This window comes from Actinomadura sp. KC216, from assembly GCF_004348535.1.
Taxonomy (GTDB): Bacteria; Actinomycetota; Actinomycetes; order Streptosporangiales; family Streptosporangiaceae; genus Spirillospora.
On record NZ_SMJX01000138.1, the window covers coordinates 1 to 20575 of the forward strand.

At 72.7% G+C, this 20575-nt stretch carries 20 protein-coding genes; 8 read left to right on the plus strand and 12 right to left on the minus strand.

Annotation, left to right across the window (positions count from 1 at the left end; translation table 11 throughout):
• Nucleotides 1-556: gluconokinase, GntK/IdnK-type (locus tag E1264_RS23210; protein ID WP_347813415.1), on the plus strand; the 556-nt coding region annotated here is incomplete at its 5' end.
• A 314-nt stretch (nucleotides 557-870) separates the two neighbouring features.
• On the opposite strand, the gene E1264_RS23220 is transcribed toward E1264_RS23210, so the two are convergent.
• The 4 genes from E1264_RS23220 to E1264_RS23235 form a co-directional block, all read right to left on the minus strand.
• On the minus strand, nucleotides 871-2616 hold the full coding sequence (locus E1264_RS23220) for a DEAD/DEAH box helicase (protein ID WP_207936094.1): 1746 nt from the start codon (nucleotides 2614-2616) through the stop codon (nucleotides 871-873).
• 131 nt (nucleotides 2617-2747) lie between these two features.
• Nucleotides 2748-3617, minus strand: a complete 870-nt coding sequence (locus tag E1264_RS23225) for a zinc metalloprotease (RefSeq protein WP_243711119.1) — start codon at nucleotides 3615-3617, stop codon at nucleotides 2748-2750.
• A 259-nt stretch (nucleotides 3618-3876) separates the two neighbouring features.
• On the minus strand, nucleotides 3877-4140 hold the full coding sequence (locus E1264_RS23230; RefSeq protein ID WP_207936091.1) for a DUF3039 domain-containing protein: 264 nt from the start codon (nucleotides 4138-4140) through the stop codon (nucleotides 3877-3879).
• A 10-nt stretch (nucleotides 4141-4150) separates the two neighbouring features.
• Nucleotides 4151-4726, minus strand: coding sequence for a YqgE/AlgH family protein (locus tag E1264_RS23235; protein ID WP_132176920.1), 576 nt, complete (start codon nucleotides 4724-4726; stop codon nucleotides 4151-4153).
• 169 nt (nucleotides 4727-4895) lie between these two features.
• On the opposite strand from E1264_RS23235, the gene E1264_RS23240 reads away from it, so the two are divergent.
• Entirely contained in the window at nucleotides 4896-5510 is a 615-nt protein-coding gene (locus E1264_RS23240; RefSeq protein WP_132176922.1) for a hypothetical protein, read from the plus strand.
• Between the two features lie 30 nt (nucleotides 5511-5540).
• Here E1264_RS23240 and E1264_RS23245 read toward each other — a convergent pair whose 3' ends face one another.
• From E1264_RS23245 to E1264_RS23255, 3 genes are all read right to left on the minus strand, one after another.
• On the minus strand, nucleotides 5541-6944 hold the full coding sequence (locus E1264_RS23245) for an NAD-dependent malic enzyme (RefSeq protein WP_132176924.1): 1404 nt from the start codon (nucleotides 6942-6944) through the stop codon (nucleotides 5541-5543).
• A gap of 62 nt (nucleotides 6945-7006) precedes the next feature.
• A complete protein-coding gene (locus E1264_RS23250; protein WP_132176926.1) occupies nucleotides 7007-7648 on the minus strand; it encodes a cytidylate kinase-like family protein in 642 nt (213 codons plus the stop codon).
• Between the two features lie 61 nt (nucleotides 7649-7709).
• On the minus strand, nucleotides 7710-8663 hold the full coding sequence (locus E1264_RS23255; RefSeq protein ID WP_132176928.1) for a tetratricopeptide repeat protein: 954 nt from the start codon (nucleotides 8661-8663) through the stop codon (nucleotides 7710-7712).
• 438 nt (nucleotides 8664-9101) lie between these two features.
• On the opposite strand from E1264_RS23255, the gene E1264_RS23260 reads away from it, so the two are divergent.
• The 3 genes from E1264_RS23260 to E1264_RS23270 all read left to right on the plus strand — a co-directional run bounded on the left by E1264_RS23260 (nucleotide 9102) and on the right by E1264_RS23270 (nucleotide 12271).
• Nucleotides 9102-10061: an ATP-binding cassette domain-containing protein gene (locus tag E1264_RS23260; RefSeq protein WP_243711121.1), complete on the plus strand. Its 960-nt coding sequence runs from the start codon at nucleotides 9102-9104 to the stop codon at nucleotides 10059-10061.
• Entirely contained in the window at nucleotides 10054-11478 is a 1425-nt protein-coding gene (locus E1264_RS23265) for a hypothetical protein (RefSeq protein WP_207936092.1), read from the plus strand. Before E1264_RS23260 ends, E1264_RS23265 begins: the two co-directional genes overlap by 8 nt.
• Before the next feature lie 100 nt (nucleotides 11479-11578).
• A complete protein-coding gene (locus tag E1264_RS23270; RefSeq protein ID WP_132176932.1) occupies nucleotides 11579-12271 on the plus strand; it encodes a DUF4230 domain-containing protein in 693 nt (230 codons plus the stop codon).
• A gap of 15 nt (nucleotides 12272-12286) precedes the next feature.
• Here E1264_RS23270 and E1264_RS23275 read toward each other — a convergent pair whose 3' ends face one another.
• Both E1264_RS23275 and E1264_RS23280 read right to left on the minus strand, forming a co-directional pair.
• The gene (locus E1264_RS23275) at nucleotides 12287-13501 is read right to left on the minus strand and encodes a serine hydrolase domain-containing protein (protein ID WP_132176934.1); all 1215 of its coding nucleotides are present in this window, start codon (nucleotides 13499-13501) and stop codon (nucleotides 12287-12289) included.
• 115 nt (nucleotides 13502-13616) lie between these two features.
• The gene (locus E1264_RS23280; RefSeq protein WP_132176936.1) at nucleotides 13617-14789 is read right to left on the minus strand and encodes an acetyl-CoA C-acetyltransferase; all 1173 of its coding nucleotides are present in this window, start codon (nucleotides 14787-14789) and stop codon (nucleotides 13617-13619) included.
• 106 nt (nucleotides 14790-14895) lie between these two features.
• Here E1264_RS23280 and mce point away from each other — a divergent pair, with 106 nt between their 5' ends.
• The 3 genes from mce (at nucleotide 14896) to E1264_RS23295 (ending at nucleotide 18690) form a co-directional block, all read left to right on the plus strand.
• Nucleotides 14896-15330 carry a methylmalonyl-CoA epimerase gene (gene mce / locus E1264_RS23285; protein ID WP_132176938.1) on the plus strand — a complete coding sequence of 145 codons (435 nt, stop codon included), beginning with the start codon at nucleotides 14896-14898 and terminating at the stop codon, nucleotides 15328-15330.
• Nucleotides 15331-15725: 395 nt separating this feature from the next.
• Nucleotides 15726-17051: a DivIVA domain-containing protein gene (locus tag E1264_RS23290; RefSeq protein ID WP_132176940.1), complete on the plus strand. Its 1326-nt coding sequence runs from the start codon at nucleotides 15726-15728 to the stop codon at nucleotides 17049-17051.
• Between the two features lie 157 nt (nucleotides 17052-17208).
• Nucleotides 17209-18690 (plus strand): AI-2E family transporter, encoded by a 1482-nt coding sequence (locus E1264_RS23295; protein ID WP_243711120.1) that lies wholly within the window; start codon nucleotides 17209-17211, stop codon nucleotides 18688-18690.
• Nucleotides 18691-18704: 14 nt separating this feature from the next.
• Here E1264_RS23295 and E1264_RS23300 read toward each other — a convergent pair whose 3' ends face one another.
• The 3 genes from E1264_RS23300 to E1264_RS23310 form a co-directional block, all read right to left on the minus strand.
• Entirely contained in the window at nucleotides 18705-19496 is a 792-nt protein-coding gene (locus E1264_RS23300; protein WP_132176942.1) for an alpha/beta fold hydrolase, read from the minus strand.
• Nucleotides 19497-19586: 90 nt separating this feature from the next.
• Entirely contained in the window at nucleotides 19587-20309 is a 723-nt protein-coding gene (locus E1264_RS23305; RefSeq protein ID WP_132176944.1) for an alpha/beta fold hydrolase, read from the minus strand.
• A gap of 8 nt (nucleotides 20310-20317) precedes the next feature.
• On the minus strand, nucleotides 20318-20575 hold a 258-nt coding region (locus tag E1264_RS23310; RefSeq protein WP_132176946.1), incomplete at its 5' end, for an ATP/GTP-binding protein.

Here is a 20575-nt window from a genome sequence, read left to right on the forward strand (position 1 = left end):
CCCCGCGGCCCCGCCACCCCCCACGGTCATCGTGATCGCCGGCGTGTCCGGCAGCGGCAAGACCACGATCGGGAGGCTCCTCGCCGAGCGGCTCGGCTGGGACTACGCCGACGCCGACTCGTTCCACACCGAGGCCAACATCGAGAAGATGCGTTCGGGCCATCCCCTGACCGACGGTGACCGGCTCCCCTGGCTGCGCGCCATCGCCGCCTGGGTCGACGACCATCTCGCCGCGGGACGTCCCGGCGTGGTCAGCTGCTCCGCGCTCAAGCGCCGCTACCGCGAGATCGTGGCGGGCGGGCGGCCGGGCGTCCGCGTGGCCATGCTGGACGGCGACCGCGACCTGATCGCCGCCCGCATCGGGGGCCGCGAGGCCCACTTCTTCAGCGCCGACCTCCTCGACACCCAGTTCGCCGACCTGGAACTCCCGGCCCCGGACGAGGGCGTCCTCACCGTCCCCATCACCGGCTCGCCGGAGGAGACGGTCACCCGTCTCCTCCGGGCCTTCGACCTCTCCCCGGCCTCCGGCGACCCGTCGCGTCAGTCGCGGACGTAGTAGTGGCCCAGGGTGTCGTCGTAGCGGCCGGTGGGACGGCAGCAGCGGCGGAAAGCGCCGTCCGGAGCCGCAGGGGCACGGGTCGCCGCCGCCGAGCTTCTCGATCAGTTCGGTGTCGACGCCGACTTTACGGGCGCCGCGCTTGACCTTGGTCTCGCTAGAGGGAACCCCCGGCGGCGCTTGCTGGTCCGCTCAAAAGGACGCCTCGGCGTCGTGGTCGCGGTACATGACGGACTCCTTCGGCAGGCGATCCTGACAGCGTCCGACGGTAGGAGCGAGCCCGGCGACGCGCCACCGATTTTCTCCGGACGCGGTCAGTGGCGCCGCTTGGCGGCCCATTCGCGGATCTTGTCGATGCGCTTGCGGAGGTCGTCGGCGCTGGCCTGCGGGACGGCGGGGCCCCCGCAGGAGCGGCGCAGCTCGCTGTGGATGACGCCCTGCGGCTGGCCGGTCCGGTGGTACCAGGCGTTGACGAGTCCGTTCAGCTCGCGGCGGAGGGTCGCGAGGTCTTCGGCGGCGGTGCGGTCGGCGCGCGGGTCGCCGGTCTTCTTCTTGCGCTCGCCGGCGAGCTGGTCGGCCTGGCGCTTGCGCAGCAGCGCCGACACCTGCTCGGGTTCGAGCAGGCCGGGGATGCCGAGGTACTCCTCCTCCTCGGCGGAGCCGGGCTGGGCGTGCATGCCGAACTCGCCGCCGTCGTAGAGGACGCGGTCGAACGTCGCGGACGCCTCGACGGTCTCGAACGGCAGCTCCTCGCCGACCGCGTCCGGCGTGTCCTTCTGCCGGTTGGCCTCGGCGAGCAGGTCGTCGTCGAGGCCGTCCTCGCGGACGGGACGGTCGAGGACGTGGTCGCGCTCCTCCTCCATGTCGGCGGCGTGCCCCATCAGCGTGGGGACCGACGGGAGGAACACCGACGCGGTCTCGCCGCGGCGGCGGGCGCGCACGAAACGGCCGATGGCCTGCGCGAAGAACAGCGGCGTGCTGGTGGACGTGGCGTACACGCCGACGCAGAGGCGCGGGATGTCGACGCCCTCGGACACCATCCGGACCGCGACCATCCACCGGTCGTCGGTGTCGGTGAACTGCTTGATCTTCTTGGACGCGCCCGGGTCGTCCGACAGCACGACCGTGGCGCTCTGGCCCGTGACGGCGCGCAGCATCCCGGCGTAGGCGCGGGCGGTCTCGTGGTCGGTGGCGATCACCAGGCCGCCCGCGTCGGGGATGGCGCGGCGCAGCTCGGTGAGGCGGCGGTCGGCGGCGCCGAGGACCTGCCTGATCCAGTCGCCCTTGGGGTCGAGCGCGGCGCGCCACGCCTGGGCGGTCTGGTCCTGGGTGAGGGGTTCGCCGAGGGTCGCGGTGATCTCGTCGCCGGCCCGGGTGCGCCAGCGCATCTCCCCCGCGTACGCCAGGAAGATCACGGGGCGGACGACGCCGTCGGCGAGGGCCGGGCCGTAGCCGTAGGTGTAGTCGGCGCGGCTGCGGCGCACGCCGTCGGGGCCCTCGTCGTACTGGACGAACGGGATCGGGTTGATGTCGGTGCGGAACGGCGTGCCGGACAGCGCCAGGCGGCGGGTCGCGGGCTCGAACGCCTCCCGGACGGCGTCGCCCCAGGACAGCCCGTCGCCCGCGTGGTGGACCTCGTCGAAGATGATGAGGTGCTTGCGGGACTCGGTGCGGTTGCGGTGCAGCGCGGGACGCGCCGCGACGGTGGCGTAGGTGACGGCGATGCCGTCGAAGTCCTTGCCGACGGGCCCGTCGCCGTTCTGGTACTCGGGGTTGATCTTGATGCCGACGCGGGCGGCGGACTCGGCCCACTGCCGCTTGAGATGCTCGGTCGGGCACACGACCGTGATCGCGGCGACGACGCGGCGCTCCATCAGCTCGCGGGCCAGGCGGAGCGCGAACGTCGTCTTACCGGCGCCGGGCGTCGCGACGGTGAGGAAGTCGCGCGGGCCGGGCCGCGTGCCGTCCGTTCCGAAGTAAGCCTCCAGCGCCTGCTGCTGCCAGGCGCGCAGGGACGACGCCGTCCCCCAGGCGGCCCGCTCGGGGAAGGCGGGAGGCATGCTCGATGCGGCGAAGGTGCTCACGGTCATCGAAGGCTACCGAGCCCCACCGACAGATCGCGCCGCCGCGACCCCACTTGTGCCGAGATCCACAGCCGGCTCGCGGCGGGCCCGCGGCGGCGCGACCGGTGTCAGCGGCCCCGGTACGCGGCCCAGGCGGCGCGGATCCTGCGGCCCTGGCCTGCGGTGAACTCCCGCATGCAGGCGTCGTGGGCGTAGTCCATGAAGTTGTGCACCGGGTCGTCGCCCCGCTGCGGGCAGGTGTCGCGGAAGTCAGGACATCCTTCCGCCGGCATCGCCTCGTACGGCGTGTCGCGCACCCCGTCACCCGGCGGCAGGCAGCCGTCCTCGAAGGTGTGCAGCAGCCCGAGCCAGTGCCCGATCTCGTGGACGGCCGTGTACCCGCGGTCGAACTCCTTGAGCGGCCCGCCCGGCAGGCTGCGGTAGTCGATGGTGACGCCGTCGAGGCGCGGCTCCTTCCTGTACTGGTGCGGGAACGTGGCGAAGCCGAGCACGTCGGTTCCCACGGCGGCGGTGAAGACGTTCAGCGTGGCGCGGCCGCCCTTGCGCAGGCGCTTCTTCATCGCGCCTTCGTACTTGCGCGGGTGGTGGAACCAGGACGGCTTGTTCGTCCGGTCGAATCCGGTGAGGCGGAACCTGACGCGCGTGTCGGCGCCGCCCTTCTTCCCCCCGTACGCGGCGTTCAGCGTGGCGATCTGCCGCTGCGCGGCGGCCTTCGACAGCCGCCCCCTGCTCCCGCTGTGGACGACGTGGAACCGCACCGGGACGGTGATGGGCCGCGCCCTGCGCAGCATCGAGTCGAGGCGGTGCTCGTCGGACGTGCCGAACCGGGCGGTGAGCGTCTGGCGGAGGTCGGCGAGCATGGCGACGACCTCGTCGTGGCCGAGATCGGCCCGGTCGCCCGGACGCGCGCTCCGCGCACCGCCCTCCGGGAGGCATCCGTCGCCGTCCCGCGCCGCCGCCACCGGGGCGGTCTTCACCCGCGTCCCGGCAACGGCCCCCGTCCTGTCCTTGGCCCGCGTGCCGTCACTTAGCGAAACTGGAGCAGCGCACACCGTGACCAGTAGTGCGCAGAGTGAAACCCCGGCGATCCGCCGCATCGATCCCCCGTAGATGTGTTCAAACCCCGTGGAACTGCGAGGGCCCCGCGGTCATGTCCCCCGACCGCGGGACCTCTCACGCGCGCATGCCGCTACCGGCGAGGCGCGCCCTCGGCCACCGCTCCCCAGCGGCGGCCGGTCACTCGTCGCCTTCGCCGCCGCCCGGCTTCATCGACTCGTAGATCTCCTTGCACTCCGGGCAGACCGGGAACTTCTTCGGGTCCCGGTTCGGCACCCAGACCTTGCCGCACAGCGCGATCACGGGCGTGCCGCTCACCGCGCTCTCGGTGATCTTCGCCTTCTTCACGTAGTGCGCGAACCGCTCATGGTCGCCGTCACCGTGCGAGAGGTCCGGCCGCACATCTGTCTGGGTGTCGCCGTCGGGCAGGATCTTCGTACTCACGTCGTTCACCTTAGTTCAGCGTCGGGTCGTCGGGGAACGTGGAGACGAATGCCAGGTCGCCGCCCTGCCTGCGCAGGACCTGCCGCCACAGCCCGTCCGGGTCGGCGGCGAACACGTCGCCCGCCTCGGCGGGCACCAGATACCAGGAGCCGTCCTCGATCTCCCCGCGCAGCTGCCCCGCCGACCATCCGGCGTAGCCCGCGAACACCCGGAACTGCAGCAGCTCGGCGGCCAGCAGCCCCGGCGGGGCCTCCAGGTCGACCAGGCCGACCCTGGCCACCTCGGTGCCGCCGTCCAGGGCGCGCCAGCCGAGCGGCTCGTCCTCGCCGGGCAGGCGGGCCAGGGCGAGCGCGTTCTCCAGCGCGACCGGGCCGCCCTGGAACACCACCGCGGGCCCGGTGACGAGCTCGGCCCACGGCGGCAGGACGCGGTCGACCGGCACCTCGGTCGGCCGGTTGAGGACGACGCCGAGCGTCCCGCCCTCGGTGTCGTGCTCGACCAGCAGGACGACGCTCCGCCGGAAATTCGGATCCTCCAGCTGGGGGGTCGCCACCAGCAGGAGCCCCACCCTGATGCCGTCTTCCATGGGTTCCATCATGCGTTGCGCGGACCTCCGGCGGCACGTCCCAGGGCTCGTTAGCCTGTTACGCATTCCTATCGATGGGGATATCGGCACCACAAGAACCTAGGTCGACAATGATCTAGGATCATCGGCCACCCGCGCGGCGTACGCCGGCGGGCCGGGGAGGACAGCGATGCAGTTGCCCAGGGTCGTCATCGCCGCCGTGTTCTTCGTGATCGGAGCGCTGCTCGCGGTCCCGGCGCTGATCAACTGGGTGTCGCCGGACTCCGAGCGCGCCGCGTCCGCCACCACCACCAGCCCGTCCCCCAGCGGCTCGTCCGCGATACCGGTGGTGACGGCCACCTTCGGGGCGGTGTCGTGCCCGGCCCGGACGGTGACCGTCACCGTCCGCAACACCAGCGACAAGACGATCGACTTCGCGATCGAGAAGGACGACGACACCGCCGCGATCCCCGGCCAGATCCGGCCGGACTCGACCCGGACGGTCGCCATCAAGCTCCGCGAGGACCGCCGCACCCGCATCACGGTCAACTGGGCCAACAAGCGGATCGTGGCCAGGAGCTTCACGGCGAACTGCAAGAAGTCGGGCGGCGGGGCCGGGACGACGCCGACGCCGACCCCGACCAGGACCCCGCCGGAGAAGCTCCCGCACACCGGCCCCGACGACGTCGTGTGGGCGCGCGCGGCGACCGGCGTCGGCATCATCCTCACCGGCGCGATCATCTTCTGGTACGGCGGGATCTGGCCCCGCCGCCGCGAGCAGGTCTTCTCGAAGAAGAACACGTAGCCGCGCTTCTCGTCCGGCCGGTTCTCGCCGTCAGGCCTCGGTGCGGGGGCGGCCGCCGGCGGCCTCGCGGACGGCGCCCGCCACGCGGGTGCTGACGTCCGGGTGGAACACGCTCGGGACGATGTAGTTCGGGCCCAGCTCGTCCGGCGTGACGACCTCCGCCAGGGCCTTGGCGGCGGCGGCGAGCATGTCGAGGGTGACGCCGTCGGCCTGCGCGTCCAGCAGGCCGCGGAACACGCCGGGGAACGCCAGCACGTTGTTGATCTGGTTGGGGTAGTCGCTGCGGCCGGTGGCGACGACGGCGGCGTGCTCGCGGGCCTCGTCCGGCGACACCTCGGGCTCGGGGTTGGCCAGCGCGAACACGATCGCGTCGCCGTTCATCGTCGCGATGTCGTCGCCGTTCAGGATGCCGGGGGCGGACACGCCGATGAACACGTCGGCGTCCTTCACGGCGCCGCGCAGGTCGCCCGCGTAGCCGCCCGCGTTCGTGTTGGTCGCGATCCAGCGGAGCGAGTCGTCCAGGTCGTCGCGGCCCGCGTGGACGGCGCCGCGGTAGTCGCAGACGACGAGGTCGCGGGCGCCCGCGTGGATCAGCAGCTTCAGGATCGCGCTGCCCGCCGCGCCCGCGCCCGCCATCGTGATCCGGACGGAGCCGAGGTCCTTGCCGACGACGCGCAGCGCGTTCGTCAGCGCGGCGAGGACGCAGATCGCGGTGCCGTGCTGGTCGTCGTGGAACACGGGGATGTCGAGCAGCTCGCGCAGCCGGGCCTCGACCTCGAAGCAGCGCGGCGCCGAGATGTCCTCCAGGTTGATGCCGCCGAACGCGGGCGCGATGATCTGGACCGTCCGGACGATCTCGTCGGTGTCCTGGGTGTCGAGGCAGATCGGCCAGGCGTCGATCCCGGCGAACCGCTTGAACAGCGCCGCCTTGCCCTCCATGACGGGCAGCGCGGCCTCCGGGCCGATGTTGCCGAGGCCGAGCACCGCGGAGCCGTCCGACACGACCGCGACGCTGTTGCGCTTGATCGTCAGCCGGCGGACGTCCTCGGGGTTGCGGGCGATCGCGAGGGAGACGCGGGCGACGCCGGGCGTGTAGGCCATGGACAGCTCGTCGCGGTTGCGCAGCGGCACCTTGGACTGCATCTCGATCTTGCCGCCGAGGTGCATCAGGAACGTCCGGTCGCTGACCTTGTGGATCTTGACGGCGTCGATCCGCTCCAGCGCCGCGGCGATCGCCTCGGCGTGCTGGGTGTCGCGGGTCGCGATCGTGACGTCGATGCGGAGCGTCTCGTGCCCGGCGGTGTTGACGTCGAGGGCGGTGACGATGCCGCCGGCGTTCTCCACGACGTGGGTGATCTGGCTGACGGCCCGGCCGCCCGCCGGCACCTCGAGCCGGACGGTGATGGAGTACGACACGCTCGGCACGCTCGCCACGACAACTGCTCCCTCTGCTCCGGATGGGGGCCGCGGCCCGGCCTGGCCGACCGGCCGACGGCTCAGAACGCCCGCGCCGCCTGGGCGATGAGGCCGGCGGTCGCGGACGCGGGGAACCTCGTGGCGTCGATCACGAGGTGGTAGAGCCGTGGATCGGCGGGGTCGGCCCCGTAGAAGTGCTTCACGTAGGCCGTCCGGGCGCGGTCATTGTCTTCGAGCATACGCTCAACATCGCGGTCGGGAGGCCCGGTCCCCGCGATGGCGTCCGCCATGGCGCGGGCCAGGCGGCGCTCCTTCGGGCCGTCCAGCCGGACGTGCAGCGCGTCCGCCCGGCCTGCGAGGACGACCGCGGCCGCCCGGCCCAGCAGCACGGCCCCGCCCTCATCGGCCAGGCGGGTCATGACGCTCTCGGTGTGCTCGACGAACTCCTCCGGCGGGACGAACCCGTGATCGGGGATGTAGACGTCCATGCCGAGCGCGAGGGTGGGCAGCCGCGCCGCGCCCGCGAGGATCCGGCCGATGCCGCTCTCGGCGCGGCCGTCGTGGGCGAGCGCCTCCTCCAGCGTGCAGCCGATCTCCCCGGCGACGAGCTCGGGGATGGCGCGGTCGACGAAGCGCAGCCCGAGCCGGTCCGCCACGGCGGGGCCGATGCTCGAACCGCCCGTCCCGTACGTGGCGGAGATCGTCACCACGCGCGCGCTCACATCCCGTCCATGCCCGCTCGGGGCATGGACGGAACCCCGCCGATCAGGCGGAACGCGCCGGTCAGAACAGGGCGGACTGGAGGGAGCGGCGGGCCTTGGCGACGCGCGGGTCGTCCGGCGGCAGCACCTCGAACAGCACCAGCAGGTGCTTGCGCGCCGCGTCGCGGTCGTCGCCCGCGCTCGCCCTGACCGCCGCCAGCAGCCGCTCGAACGCCTGCTCGGGCCGTCCGGACACCATCTCCACGTCGGCCGCGCCGATCTGCGCCTGCACGTCGCCGGGCTTCTCCGCGGCCTCCCGCAGGGCGCGCTCCGGGTCGTCCAGCGCCCGGACCCGGATGCTCACCTCGACCGCCGCGAGCCCCTGCTTGGCCTGGGCGTCGCGCGGATCGGCCGCGAGGATCCCCTCGAACGCGGCCTTGGCGCCGTCCAGGTCACCGCTGTGGAAGGCCTCCTGCGCCTGCTGGTAGAGCGGGTCGGCGGCGGGCGCCTCAGCGCCGCCTCCGGCGGGCTGCTCGCCCTCGGGGGCGTCCGGGAGGATGCCCTCCTTGCGCAGCGCCTCGAAGAGCTGGTCGATGGCCTGGCGCACCTGCGCCTCGGGCGCCGCGCCGTTCAGGAACGGCAGCAGTTGCCCGGCGACGACCGCCGCGACGAACGGGATGCCGCGCACGCCCATCTGCTGCATGTACGCGCCGAGCTGCGGGTTGGCGTCGATGTCGATCTTGGCGAGGATCCACTTGCCGGCCGCCTCGGCGGCGAGCTTCTCCAGGATCGGCGAGAGCTGCTTGCACGGCCCGCACCACTCGGCCCAGAAGTCCACGAGGACGGGGACGGACTGCGACCGCTCCACGACCTCGGTGTTGAAGGTCTGGTCGGTGACGTCCACGACGTACTGCCCGGCGCCCGCGCCCGCGGACGCGCCGCCTCCCTGGGCCCGGCGTTCCTGCTGCTTCCTTGAGGCCGCCTGGCGCGCCCCCAGGTCGATGGCCCCGTGCAACGAAAAGTCCCGAGAAGACATGGGTCCATCCTGCCCCATGACCGCCGGTGGCTGCGCGTCCGTCCGCTCGAAGCGGACCGCTCCGCCCGCACGAGACGCCCGTCCCATCCCGATCCAGCGTGCAATTCGCCAATTGTCCGGCTTTTTCTAATTCTCACCTTCGGCGCGGCAGGCAAAGAATCCAGGAGTACCGCCGTAAAGGCAAAAAGATTGCTGACAGCCATCACCAAGCCCGGTTATAGTCACCGTGTCGATGCATCGCGGCACGGCTAAAGCGACCGGCGCACCGGGCCCGCCGAACGGCGGAGGCCCGGCCGGGCGGACGGCGCGTGGCAGGTTGGGGGACCGAGGCCACCGGCGCACCCGCCGCACCGGTTCGCAGGCCGGCGCCGCGATCGCATGACAAGCTATGGGGGGAATCTTGTGATCGCGGAGCATTCCGTGATCGTGGCCCGAGGAATGGGTGTCCGCCGCGGGGGGCGGTGGCTCCTGCGCCCGGTGACCTTCGGCGTTCCCGAAGGCGTGGTCGGCCTTGCCGGTCCACCTGGTGCCGGTAAATCCACTCTGCTGGCCACGTTCGCGACCTTGCGCAGGCCGAATGCCGGCGCGCTGCACATTCTCGGACACGACATCACGAACGCCGCCGCCCTGCGCGCCGCGCGGGCCGGCATCGGATACCTGCCGGCGCGGTTCTCCCGCGCCGAGCACATGACCGCGGGCGAGTTCGTCGAGTACGCGGCGTACTACAAGCGGACGAGCGCGTCCACCGCGCGCTCCATGATGCGGCGGCTCGACCTCGCCGAGGCCGCCGGCACCGAGCTCGCGCTGCTGCCGGCCGACGTCCGCCTCCGCGCCGGGCTCGCCGCCGCCTGCGTTCACGAGCCGGACGTCGTCCTGCTGGACGACCCGTTCGGCGATCTGTGCGCCGCCGCCGAACCCTGGCCCACCGGCGCCGCCGGCCCGGGGCGCCACGCGCTCACCGCCGCGATGGCCGAGCTGATCCCCGTCCTCCGCTCCCTCGCCCCGACGGTGGTGATCACCGCCGACGCGCCGGAGACGCTCACCGGCTGGTGCGACCGGCTCTTCACCCTCGCCCGCGGCAGGCTGACCGAGCAGCCCACCCATTCGGCCGCCGCCCGCCGCGGCCGCACCCCCGCCGACCGCCGCGTCCTCGGCGCCATCGCCCACGACGGCGCGCCTCACGACGGCGCGCCGCACGCGGCCACGAACCCCGACGGCGCGGAACCGGTACCGGGGGCGGCGCCGCGGAAGGCGGGCGTGGCGGGCCACCGCCGTCCCGCGCGGCCGGCGCTGCCCCGGCTGACGCTGCCGCACCTGCCCTTGCCGCAGCCGCCGCTGCCGCAGCTGGTCAGGCCGCGGGCGAGGCGGCCGCCCGCCGGGAGCGCCTCCGGTGTCTGACCTGGGGCGGGTGCTCCGGCTGGACGCCCGTCGCACGGCACTGCTGGTCGCGGTGCCGGTGCTGACCGCGGTCGGAACGACGGCGGCCGCGCTGTCGCTGTCCCCCGCGGTCGCCTACTGGGACAACACCGTCGTCGCGCTGCTCAACGCGGTCCGCTACCTGAGCCCCGTCGCCGCGGGCCTGGCCGCGTGGACGGCGGTACGGGAACGCCCGCTCGACTACCTGCGCGACCTCACGGCCCGCTCGCCCGCCACGGGCGTGCTGTTCGATCTGCTCCTGCTGTCCGCCGCCGCGCTGGCCTCCTACGTCGCGGTGACGCTGGTGGTCACCGTCATCACCCTCGCGCAGGCGGGGTCGGGGAACCCCAACCCGCTGGGCGTGCTCTCGGGAGCGGGCTCGCTCGTACTGCACGTCGTCGCGGGCTACCTGACGGGACGCGTCGTCCCGCATCGCGCCACGGCGGCCCTGGTCGTCGCCGTCACGTCGGTGTGGGCGGCGGCCCGCGTCCCCGGCATGTCGTGGTGGAGCCTGCTTCCCCCGGCCGCGTTCGACAACCTGGCCCTGTTCACCACGCTGCGCCCCGGGGTGCTCGCCGACCAGGTCACCTGGGCGGTGGGGCTGACCACCGCGCTGATCCTCGGCTACGTGCTGTGGGCGACGCGCCGGTTCCTGATCGTCCTGCCGCTGCTCATGGCGCTGGCCGCGACGGGCACCGCCACGCTCGGCCTGCACCGCTCCGGCGGCGGGACGGCCGCGCCCGTGTCGGCCGAGCCGGTGTGCCGCGAGTGGCCGCTGACCGTGTGCGTCCACCCCGCGCTGCGGGACGCGCTGCCCCGGCTGATGGCGGCGGCCACCCCGCTCGCCGCGCGGCTGAACGGGACGCCCGGCGCGTTCACCACGGTCGAGCAGCGTCCCGCGTGGGCGCCGATCGCGGTCGTCGACGGCGTCGCCACCGTCCACCTCGACGAGCGGCTGTCGCCCGGGTACGCGGCGCGGGCCGTCCGGCAGATCAGCGACAGCCTCAAGGACGCCCGCACCTGCGCGGGCCCGCCGAACGGCTACCGCTCGATGGTCGACGCCTGGCTCCTCGGCGACGACTCCCCCGCCATCCCCGACGCCCGCGCCGCGCGCCGGTTCGCGTCCTGGAGCGAGGCCCGGCGCCGCGCCTGGCTGCGCCTCCACTTCGCCGCCTACCGGTCCTGCGCGCTCGGCCCGGCCCACTTCCGGGTGACCGACACCCGCACCGTCCAGCACGTGCCGCGGCCGGGGCGTGCCGCGGCCGATTCGAGCGCCGTCGTCCCGAAGCGCAAGACCCCGGGACGCGCGGGCACCGCCGGGCACGCCGGGCACGCGGGGCACGGCGGCGGAGGGCGCCTGCAACACAGCGGAGGGCACAGCGGAGCGCGCGGAAACTGAGGGGCGGGCCGCCGCGTCCGGCGACTGCGCGACCTCGCCGCTCACACCGACCTAACCATCTCGCCAGGTACGGGACGATCCAGGTGGGAACGTCCGGTACATGGCTCGCTCGGAACCGAAGAACGACGCGCCCCGCAGGTCCTTCTCCGTTCTGCCCCGGCGCGGGCTCCTCGCCCCCGCACTGCTCATCGTCGTGACCGTCGCGGTCGTGCTGCTGGCCCAGCAGGCCCTGCGCGGCCTCCCCGGCTGGCTGAACCCGTTCGCGGAGGAGACGAAGGACCGCAGCGGGCCCGTCCTGCTGCAGTCGATCCGCGACCTGCACCGCTACGAGGCGGCGAGCGGCAACTTCCAGGTCATCGTCGACCTGGAGAAGGACGCCAGGTTCCTGCCGGACGGGCTGCGCGGCAAGCGCACCCTGTTCGTCGGGAACGGCTCCGTCGACGCCTACGTGGACTTCTCGAAGCTGGGCTCGGGCGCCGTCAAGGTGAACGCCGACCGGACGACCGCCACCCTCACGCTGCCGCCCGCCCAGCTGGAGAAGACGAACCTGGACACGAAGCACAGCTACGTCCACGCCACCGAACGCGGCCTGTTCGACCGTCTCGGCGACTTCTTCAGCAGCAACCCGAACGACCAGCAGCAGCTCTACGTGCTGGCGGCCCAGAAGATCCAGACGGCCGCCGCGCAGAGCGGCCTGAAGGAACGCGCCTACGCGAACACGAAGACGATGCTGGAGAACATGCTCAAGGCCCTCGGCTTCACGACGGTCACCATCACTCCCTCGTCGCAGTGACGGGGCGGAGCAGGGTCAGCAGAGCACGTTCTCGATCGTCGCCCTGGCGGCCATCCCCTGCCGCTCGGCGGGCTCCCCGGCGAGCTGGGTCGCCATCGCGACGGTGACGGCCCAGCCGCCGTCCGCGCGGACGCCCTCGCGGATCTTGTAGCCGAGCATGTCGCCGCCGTGCGCCCAGTAGCCCGCGCGGTCGCAGCGCAGCGGGTACCAGAACAGGCCGAGCCCGTACCGGGAGCCCTCGTACGGGCCGTCCCACCCGGTCGGGACGGTCCGCTGCATCTGGGCGAGCAGCGGCGCCGGGACCAGCCGCCCGCCGATCAGCGCCCGGAAGAACCGGTTGTTGTCCGTCAGCGTGGTGACCATGGCGCCGGACGCGTCCGCCACGCTCGGGTCCAGCAGCGTCACATCGGTCAGCGGCGCGCCGACGCCGTACTGGTGGTAGCCGCGGACGAACGGGCGGCGCAGCGTGGCGCGGTGCCCCGGGACGTACGTGCCGTGCAGCCGCAGCGGCCGGATGACGCGGGCGCCGACCTCGTCCTGCCAGTCCTTGCCGGTCGCCCTCTTGATGATCATGCTGAGCAGGATGTAGCCGGTGTTGGTGTAGTTCCACTTCGGCGTCCCGCCGGGGCGGGTGTCGCCGGGCTGGAAGTCGGGCTCGTGCTCCAGCGCCAGGGCGACGAGCCGTTCGGGCGTGTAGCCGTCGAAGCGGTGCTCGCGGTAGTAGCCGGCGCTCTCCAGCAGCGGGATGTCCCGCAGGTAGTTGTGCAGGCCGCTGGTGTGCTGGAGCAGGTGGCGGATCGTGATCTTCCGTCCGTCGTTGCCGTTGCCGCGGACGAGCCCCGGCAGCCACCGGTCCACGGTGTCGTCGAGGCCGAGCCGTCCCTCCCCGGCGAGCTGGAGCACGACGGTCGCGACGTAGGTCTTGGTGATGCTGGCGGCGCGGAAATGGGCGCCGGGCGGGACGGGCCGTCCGGTCCGCAGGTCGGCGACGCCGGCGCGCGCGGCGATCCGTCCCTCCGGGGTGTGCGCCTCCGCGAGCACACCGGTGATGCCGAGCCGGTGGAGCCCGTCGACGTCGCGGCGCAGCCCGTCCCCGCCCCTTCCGGCCTGCCCGGCGGCCGCCGACACGGGCGCCGCGGAAGCGACCGCCACCCCCGCGGTGAGGATCAAGGTCCCGGTCACGGCCGGCGGGCCGCGCCTCGCCCGCGCACGCACGGCGTCCGAGTGCATCGCCGTCTCCTCCAGTCGTCATCGTCGGTGCGGTCCGTCGAGGCTAAAGATCACGAACGGACCGGCACGATGCGGCTGGCCGGTGGGATGGGACTGGTGCCAGCCCCACCCCGCCCTAGACGCGGAGGATGAGGGCGTCGCCCTGTCCGCCGCCGCCGCAGAGGCCCGCGGCGCCGATGCCGCCGCCGCGCCGCTTCAGCTCGTAGGCCAGGTGCAGGACGATGCGGGCGCCGGACATGCCGACCGGGTGGCCGAGCGCGATGGCGCCGCCGTTGACGTTGACCTTCTCGGGGCCGACGCCGAGGTCGCGCATCGACTGGACACCGACCGACGCGAACGCCTCGTTGATCTCGATGAGGTCGAGGTCGGCCACGCTCAGGCCCTCCTTGCCGAGGGCGTGCTTGATCGCGTTGGACGGCTGGGACTGCAGCGAGTTGTCCGGCCCGGCGACGTTGCCGTGCGCGCCGATCTCGGCGAGCCAGGTGAGCCCCAACTCCTGGGCCTTGGCCTTGGACATCACGACGACGGCCGCGGCGCCGTCGGATATCTGCGAGGACGAGCCCGCGGTGATCGTCCCGTCCTTGCTGAAGGCGGGGCGCAGCTTGGCGAGCGACTCGGCGGTGGTGTCACCGCGGACGCCCTCGTCGGTGGCGAACACGACGGGCTCGCCACGCCGCTGCGGGATCTCGACCGGTGCGATCTCCTCGTCGAAGACGCCGTTCTTGATGGCGGCGGCGGCGCGCTGGTGGGAGCGGGCGGAGAACTCGTCCTGCTCCTCGCGGGAGATGTTCAGCTTGGCGTTGTGGCGCTCGGTCGACTCGCCCATGGAGAGGCCGTCGAACGCGTCGGTGAGCGCGTCGTAGGCCATGTGGTCGAGGACCTCGACGGAGCCGTACTTGTAGCCGCCGCGCGACTTCGGCAGCAGGTGCGGCGCCTGTGTCATCGACTCCATGCCGCCCGCGACGACGATGTCGAACTCGCCCGCCCGGATGAGCTGGTCGGCGAGCGCGATCGCGTCCAGCCCGGACAGGCACACCTTGTTGATCGTGACGGACGGGACGCTCATCGGGATGCCCGCCTTGACCGCCGCCTGCCGGGACGGGATCTGCCCCGCGCCCGCCTGGAGGACCTGGCCGAGGATCACGTACTGCACCTGGTCGCCGGTCACCCTGGCGCGCTCCAGCGCCGCCTTGATCGCGTGCGCGCCGAGGTCGGCCGCGGAGAAGTCCTTCAGCGAGCCCATCAGGCGCCCGACGGGGGTGCGCGCGCCAGCGACGATCACGGACATTCAGGGGCCTCCAAGGGGTGCGTCGGCGACGTTTGCCACGATACCCAGGAGAACACCGTTCGGTTCCGTTAGGCCCCGCCTGGACGACGGAGTAGGGAGAACGCCCATGCTGACCCGTATCGACCACATCGGCATCGCCTGTCACGATCTCGAGGCGACCGCCGAGTTCTACAGGACGACCTACGGCTTCACCGACGCGCACTTCGAGGTGAACGAGGAGCAGGGCGTCCGGGAGTGCATGCTCAAGATCAACGACACCGGGGACGGGGCGGCGAGCTACATCCAGCTGATCCAGCCGATCCGGGACGACTCCGCGGTCGCCAGGTGGATGGCGAAGAACGGCGAGGGCGTGCACCACATCGCGTTCGGGACGGACGGCACCGTCGCCGAGGAGGCCGCCGGCATCGCGGGCAAGGGCGTCCGCGTCCTGTACGACACGCCGCGGAACGGATCCATGGGATCCTTGATCAACTTTTTGCACCCCAAGGACTGCCACGGCGTCCTGACCGAGCTCGTCGAGAAGCGCCGGGACCCCGCATGATCTTGCGGGCGGTGGTCGCGGACGGCCGGAGCCGCGCTCCCACAGGGCCTGCGACGCCCCCGCCCCGGAGCGCGACCGGATCGTGACGTGTTCGATATCACCGCGCCGGAGGGCCCGACACCGACCGCCGCTCTGTGACTGTTCAGACACATTTGGTGTATTTGTGGGCCCGGTACCTGCGGACTCTCGGGCACGGTGAGCCCGATCACAAACCAGACAAACCACGCAGCGTGTCAAGATGAACCCCCAACACGGCAGTGTCGGGAGTAGGCTTCATTCGCCGGAAGAGGTCTGGGGCACAGAGCCCGTCATGCGAGCCAGTCATGCCGTCATGCCAGGCGATCAACCGGTCCCCGGAACCACTGGTAGCCCCGTCACATCCAGGATTGAGCCACATGCAGTCCGACATCGACGCCCAGCTCAGCAACTTCTTCGAAGACACGCCCCCACGCGAGTTCGACGTGGTGCTCCGCGGCTACGACCGGCACCAGGTCGACGAGCACATCAAATCGCTCGACAACGAGGTCCGGCAGACCCGAGAGCAGACCCAGGCCCTGCAGCGGGAACTGTCGGACGCGCACCGGCAGCTCCAGGAGCAGGAACGCCCGACCTACTCCGGTCTCGGCGCCCGCATCGAGCAGCTGCTCCGGCTGGCCGAGGAGCAGGCCACCGAGCTCGTGCAGGCCGCCAGGTCCGAGGCGAACGAGATCAAGGCCGCGGCCAAGGTCGACGCCGCCGAGCAGCGCGCCAACGCCGAGAACGACGCGGCCGAACTGCGCGCCAACGCCCAGCGCGAGGGCGACGACATGCGCGGCGCCGCCGAACGCGAGGCCGAGGAGGTGCGCACGTCGGCCCGCCGCGAGGCCGACGAGCTGACCTCCACGACCGAGCGCGAGGTCGCCAAGCTGCGCGCCACCGCCGACCACGAGGTCGCCGAGAAGCGCGCCGCCGCCGAGCGCGAGATCGCCAAGCTGCGGACCACGACCGAGCGCGAGGTCGCGCAGCTGCGCGCGTCCACCAAGCGCGAGCGGGACGAGATCCTCACCACCGCCAAGCGGCAGGCCGACGAGATGCGGGCCCAGGCCCAGCGCATCCTGGAGGAGAGCGAGGCCCAGCGCGCGCAGGCGGAGGCCGAGTTCGAGATCCAGCTGGCCGCCCGCCGCGAGGAGGCCGACCGGCAGGACGCCGAGCGCCACACCGCCGCCCAGCAGGCCACGCAGAAGCTGGTCGCCGAGGCGGAGCAGCGTGCCGCGTCGGCCGAGCAGCGGGCCGCGAAGGCGACCCAGCAGGCCGAGCAGACCCGGCGTGAGGCCGACTCGCACGCCAAGCAGCTCATGGCCAACGCCCGCAAGAACTCCGACAACGTGATCGCCGAGGCCAAGGCGCAGGCCGAGCAGCTGCTCGCCGAGACCAAGGCCGAGGCCGACCGCGTCCGGACCGCGGCGCAGCGGCAGGTCGACGAGCTCACCCGGCAGCGCGACAGCATCACCAGCCACCTCAACCAGCTGCGCCAGCTCATCGGCGGTGTCGCGCCGACGATGGGCGGCGACGCCGAGCTGGCCGCGCCCCCGGAGAAGGCCGCGATCCCCGCGGCCGAGCCCAAGCCGGCCCCGGCGCAGCAGCAGCCGAAGCAGCAGCAGCCGGCCGCGAAGGGCGCGCCGGCCAAGCAGGCCCAGGCCAAGAAGTCCGACGAGGACGACGAGGACTGGTGGCAGGAGTGACCCGGTTCACGACCGTGTGACGCGGTCGACGTGCGACGGAAAGCCTAGAGGCCGGAAACGCCTCTAGGCTTTCCTACGTCTTACCTCGTGGTTGCTCGATCCGGGTCCCGGCCGCGGACCGGGCGGGCGACCGCGGCCGGACGGAAAGAGGAGAGCGGTGCCCGACCAGAGCCCCCACGAGGACGGTGTGGAGACGACGCACGACGACGGGCGTCCGACCCCCGGCGGCACGGTCCCGGCAGCCGCCCCGCCCCCCGACGACGGCGAGCGCGACGAAGCCGAGCGCGACGAAGGCGGCGAACGCGGCGAGCGCGAAGCGTCCGAGGCGGATGGCCCCGGAACGCCGGATGACCGGGAGACGCCGGAGGAGCCGGACGCGGAGGTCGTCGCGGCCAGCGGCGCGTTGAAGCCGGAGGAGATCGACCAGCCCGTCGGCGAGCGTGACCCGGCCACCGGCGCCCCGGTCAATCTCCCGGCGCCCACGGCGACGGCGGCGGGCGTGCAGGTGACGCCCGAGCCGGACGCGCCCGACCCGGCGCACGACGTCGAGCAGCGCAGGCGCGAGGCGGGCGTCGACCACCGCTTCCCGTTCGGGCGGCCCGGCCAGCCGCTCGGCCGCGCGCACCCGTTCGTGTTCGGGTTCACCGCCGCGCTCGGCGTCATCACCGCGTGGCTGCTGGTGCAGGCCGCGTCCAACGCCAAGTCCGTGATCGTGATGATCGTGGTCGCGATGTTCCTCGCGGTCGGGCTCAACCCGGCCGTGGAGCGGCTGCGCAGGTTCGGGCTGCCGCGCGGCGCGGCCGTCGCTGCGGTGTTCATGGTCGTCATCCTGTTCTTCGCCGGGTTCGTGGCCTCGCTCGTCCAGCCGGTGTCCGAGCAGGTCACCGAGCTGCGCAAGAACATCCCCGAGTACGTCGAGGATCTGCAGGAGAACAAGACACTCGCGAACTGGGACAAGCGCTACGGGCTGCTGGACCGTGCCGAGGAGACCGTCAAGGGCGAGGACTTCCAGAAGAGCCTCACCGACATCGCCACCGGGATCGGCAAGGTCGCGGTCAGCGGCGTCTTCCAGACGATCACGATCCTGATCCTGACGCTGTACTTCATGAGCTCGCTGCCGCAGATCAAGACGTTCTTCTACAAGCTGGCACCGCGCTCCCGAAGAGCGAGGGTCGCGCTGCTCGGCGACGAGATCCTCGACCGGATCGGCGGCTACGTCGCCGGGCAGTTCACGATCGCGTTCATCGCGGGCACCATCTCCTACGTCTTCCTGTCGATCCTCGGGGTGAAGTACGCGCTCGCGCTGGCGCTGATCGTCGCGGTGACGGACCTGATCCCGCTGATCGGCGCCACGATCGGGGCGGTCGTCGTGAGCCTGGTCGCGTTCCTCACCGGGAACGTCACCGACCTGATCGTCTGCGCGGTCTTCTACCTGATCTACCAGCAGGTGGAGAACTACCTGGTCTATCCACGGGTGATGAAACGGACGGTCGACGTCCAGCCGGCGGTGACGATCGTGGCGGCGCTGGTCGGCGGGGCGCTGCTCGGCGTGGTCGGCGCGCTGCTGGCGATCCCGACCGCGGCGGCGATCTCGCTGCTGATCCGCGAGATCGTCGTGCCGCGCCAGGAGACGATGTAGCCCGGAAGGCCCGGTCAGCGGCTGGTCCGGGCCAGGGCGGCGGTGAACTCCGCCACGGCCTGGTTGAACAGGTCCGGCTGCTCGACGGCGCACAGGTGCCCGGCGCGCGGGATGACGAGCAGTTCCGCGTTCGGGGACGCGTCCGCCATGGCGCGGGCCTCGTCCTCGGTGGCGAGGGCGTCCTCGTCCCCGATCATGACGAGCGCGGGGACGCGGAGGCCGCGGAGCGTGCCGAACGACTCGGGGCGCCCGGCCATGGCGCGCTGCGCCCACGCGGCGGCGCGCGGCGGCGTGGCCTGGACGAGCCCGCGGACGCGCCCGTAGACCAGGGCGCGCTGCCGGAAGGTGGTGGGCCCGACGAGCGTGGGCAGCACCTCGTCCACGAGGACCCGTATGGTGCCGTCGCCGTCGAGCCGTCCCGCCTGCCGCAGCCGGTTCTCCCGGACGGGCCCGCTGTCGGCGGCGGCGCGCGTGGCGGCCAGCACGAGGCCGCGGACGAGGTCGGGGTGCCGCCGGCACAGCGCCATCGCGACATAGCCGCCCATGGACAGCCCGCCGACCACGGCCCGCCGGACGCCGAGCCGCCGGAACAGCCGGGCGACGTCGTCGGCCATCGCGTCGACGGACGGGTCGTCGTCCCCGAGCGGCGAGCCGCCGAAGCCGCGCAGGTCGGGGGTGATGACCCGGAACCGGTCGGCGAGGCCCTCGCGCTGGGCGAGCCACATCGCCGAGGAGAGCGGGAACGCGTGCAGCAGGACGAGCGGCGTGCCGGATCCGACGTCCCTGGCGTACAGCTGCACGGTCATGGCCGGTCCTCCCGGACGGCGTCGCCTCCACCATCGTTTACCCGCTATCGGGCAAACGTGACGGAAATGGCCGTGACCGGCCGCAAGCTGTTACTTGTCCGATTCGTCCCATTCGGTGGGCAGCGGGGCGGCGTCCGGGGCGACGCGCTTCACGATCTCGTTCAGCACGATCCGCACGTACGGCTCGCCGACCCACAGGTGCTTGGCGTTGTCGACCGCGACCACCTCGGCCTGCGGGACGCGCTTGAACCGCTCCCGCGCCTCCGCCGGACGCAGGTAGTCGTCGAACTCGGGGACGAGCGCCACGACGGGCCGCCCGTCGGCGCCCCAGGCGTCGAGGTCGGCGTCGCCCGCGCGCTTCAGCGGCGGCGACAGCAGGATCGCGCCCTCGACCAGCGGGTCGCGCCCCCATTTCAGGGCCAGCTCCGTCCCGAAGGACCAGCCGAGCAGCCACGGGCGCGGCAGATCGTGGTACTCGGTGTACTCCAGCGCCGCCGCCACGTCGAACCGCTCGGTCTCCCCCTCGCCGAACTCGCCCTGGCTCGTGCCGCGCGCGGACGTCGTCCCGCGCGTGTTGAACCGCAGCACCGCGAGCCCCGCGAGCGCGGGCAGCCGGTAGGACGCCTTGCGCAGCACGTGGCTGTCCATCATGCCCTCGGCCGTGGGCAGCGGATGCAGGCAGACCAGCGTCGCCACCGGCGGCCGGTCGAGCGGCAGCGCCAGCTCGCCGACCAGGTCCAGCCCGTCGGACGTGTGCAGCGTGATCTCCTCGCGCCGCGCCGGCAGCACGGTGGCCGCCCTGATCTCCGCCATGAATCTCCTTAGTAACGCGGCGCGTTCCGCGACCGCCGCACACGGGGCGAGCGCCGCGACCGCGCCTGCCAGCAGGGACGGTGCCAGTGCCGCCGGTCGTCGCCGCCCTGGTCGTCCGCCCGCCACGCGACGACGTGCCCGACGCCCGGCATGATCTCCTGGTCGCATCCGGGGCACCGGTACGCCTTGCCCGCCCCGGCGCCGGACACGGACCGGACGATCCATTCCCCGTCCGGCGCGTCCTCGGTCTCCTGAGCCCCCGGAAG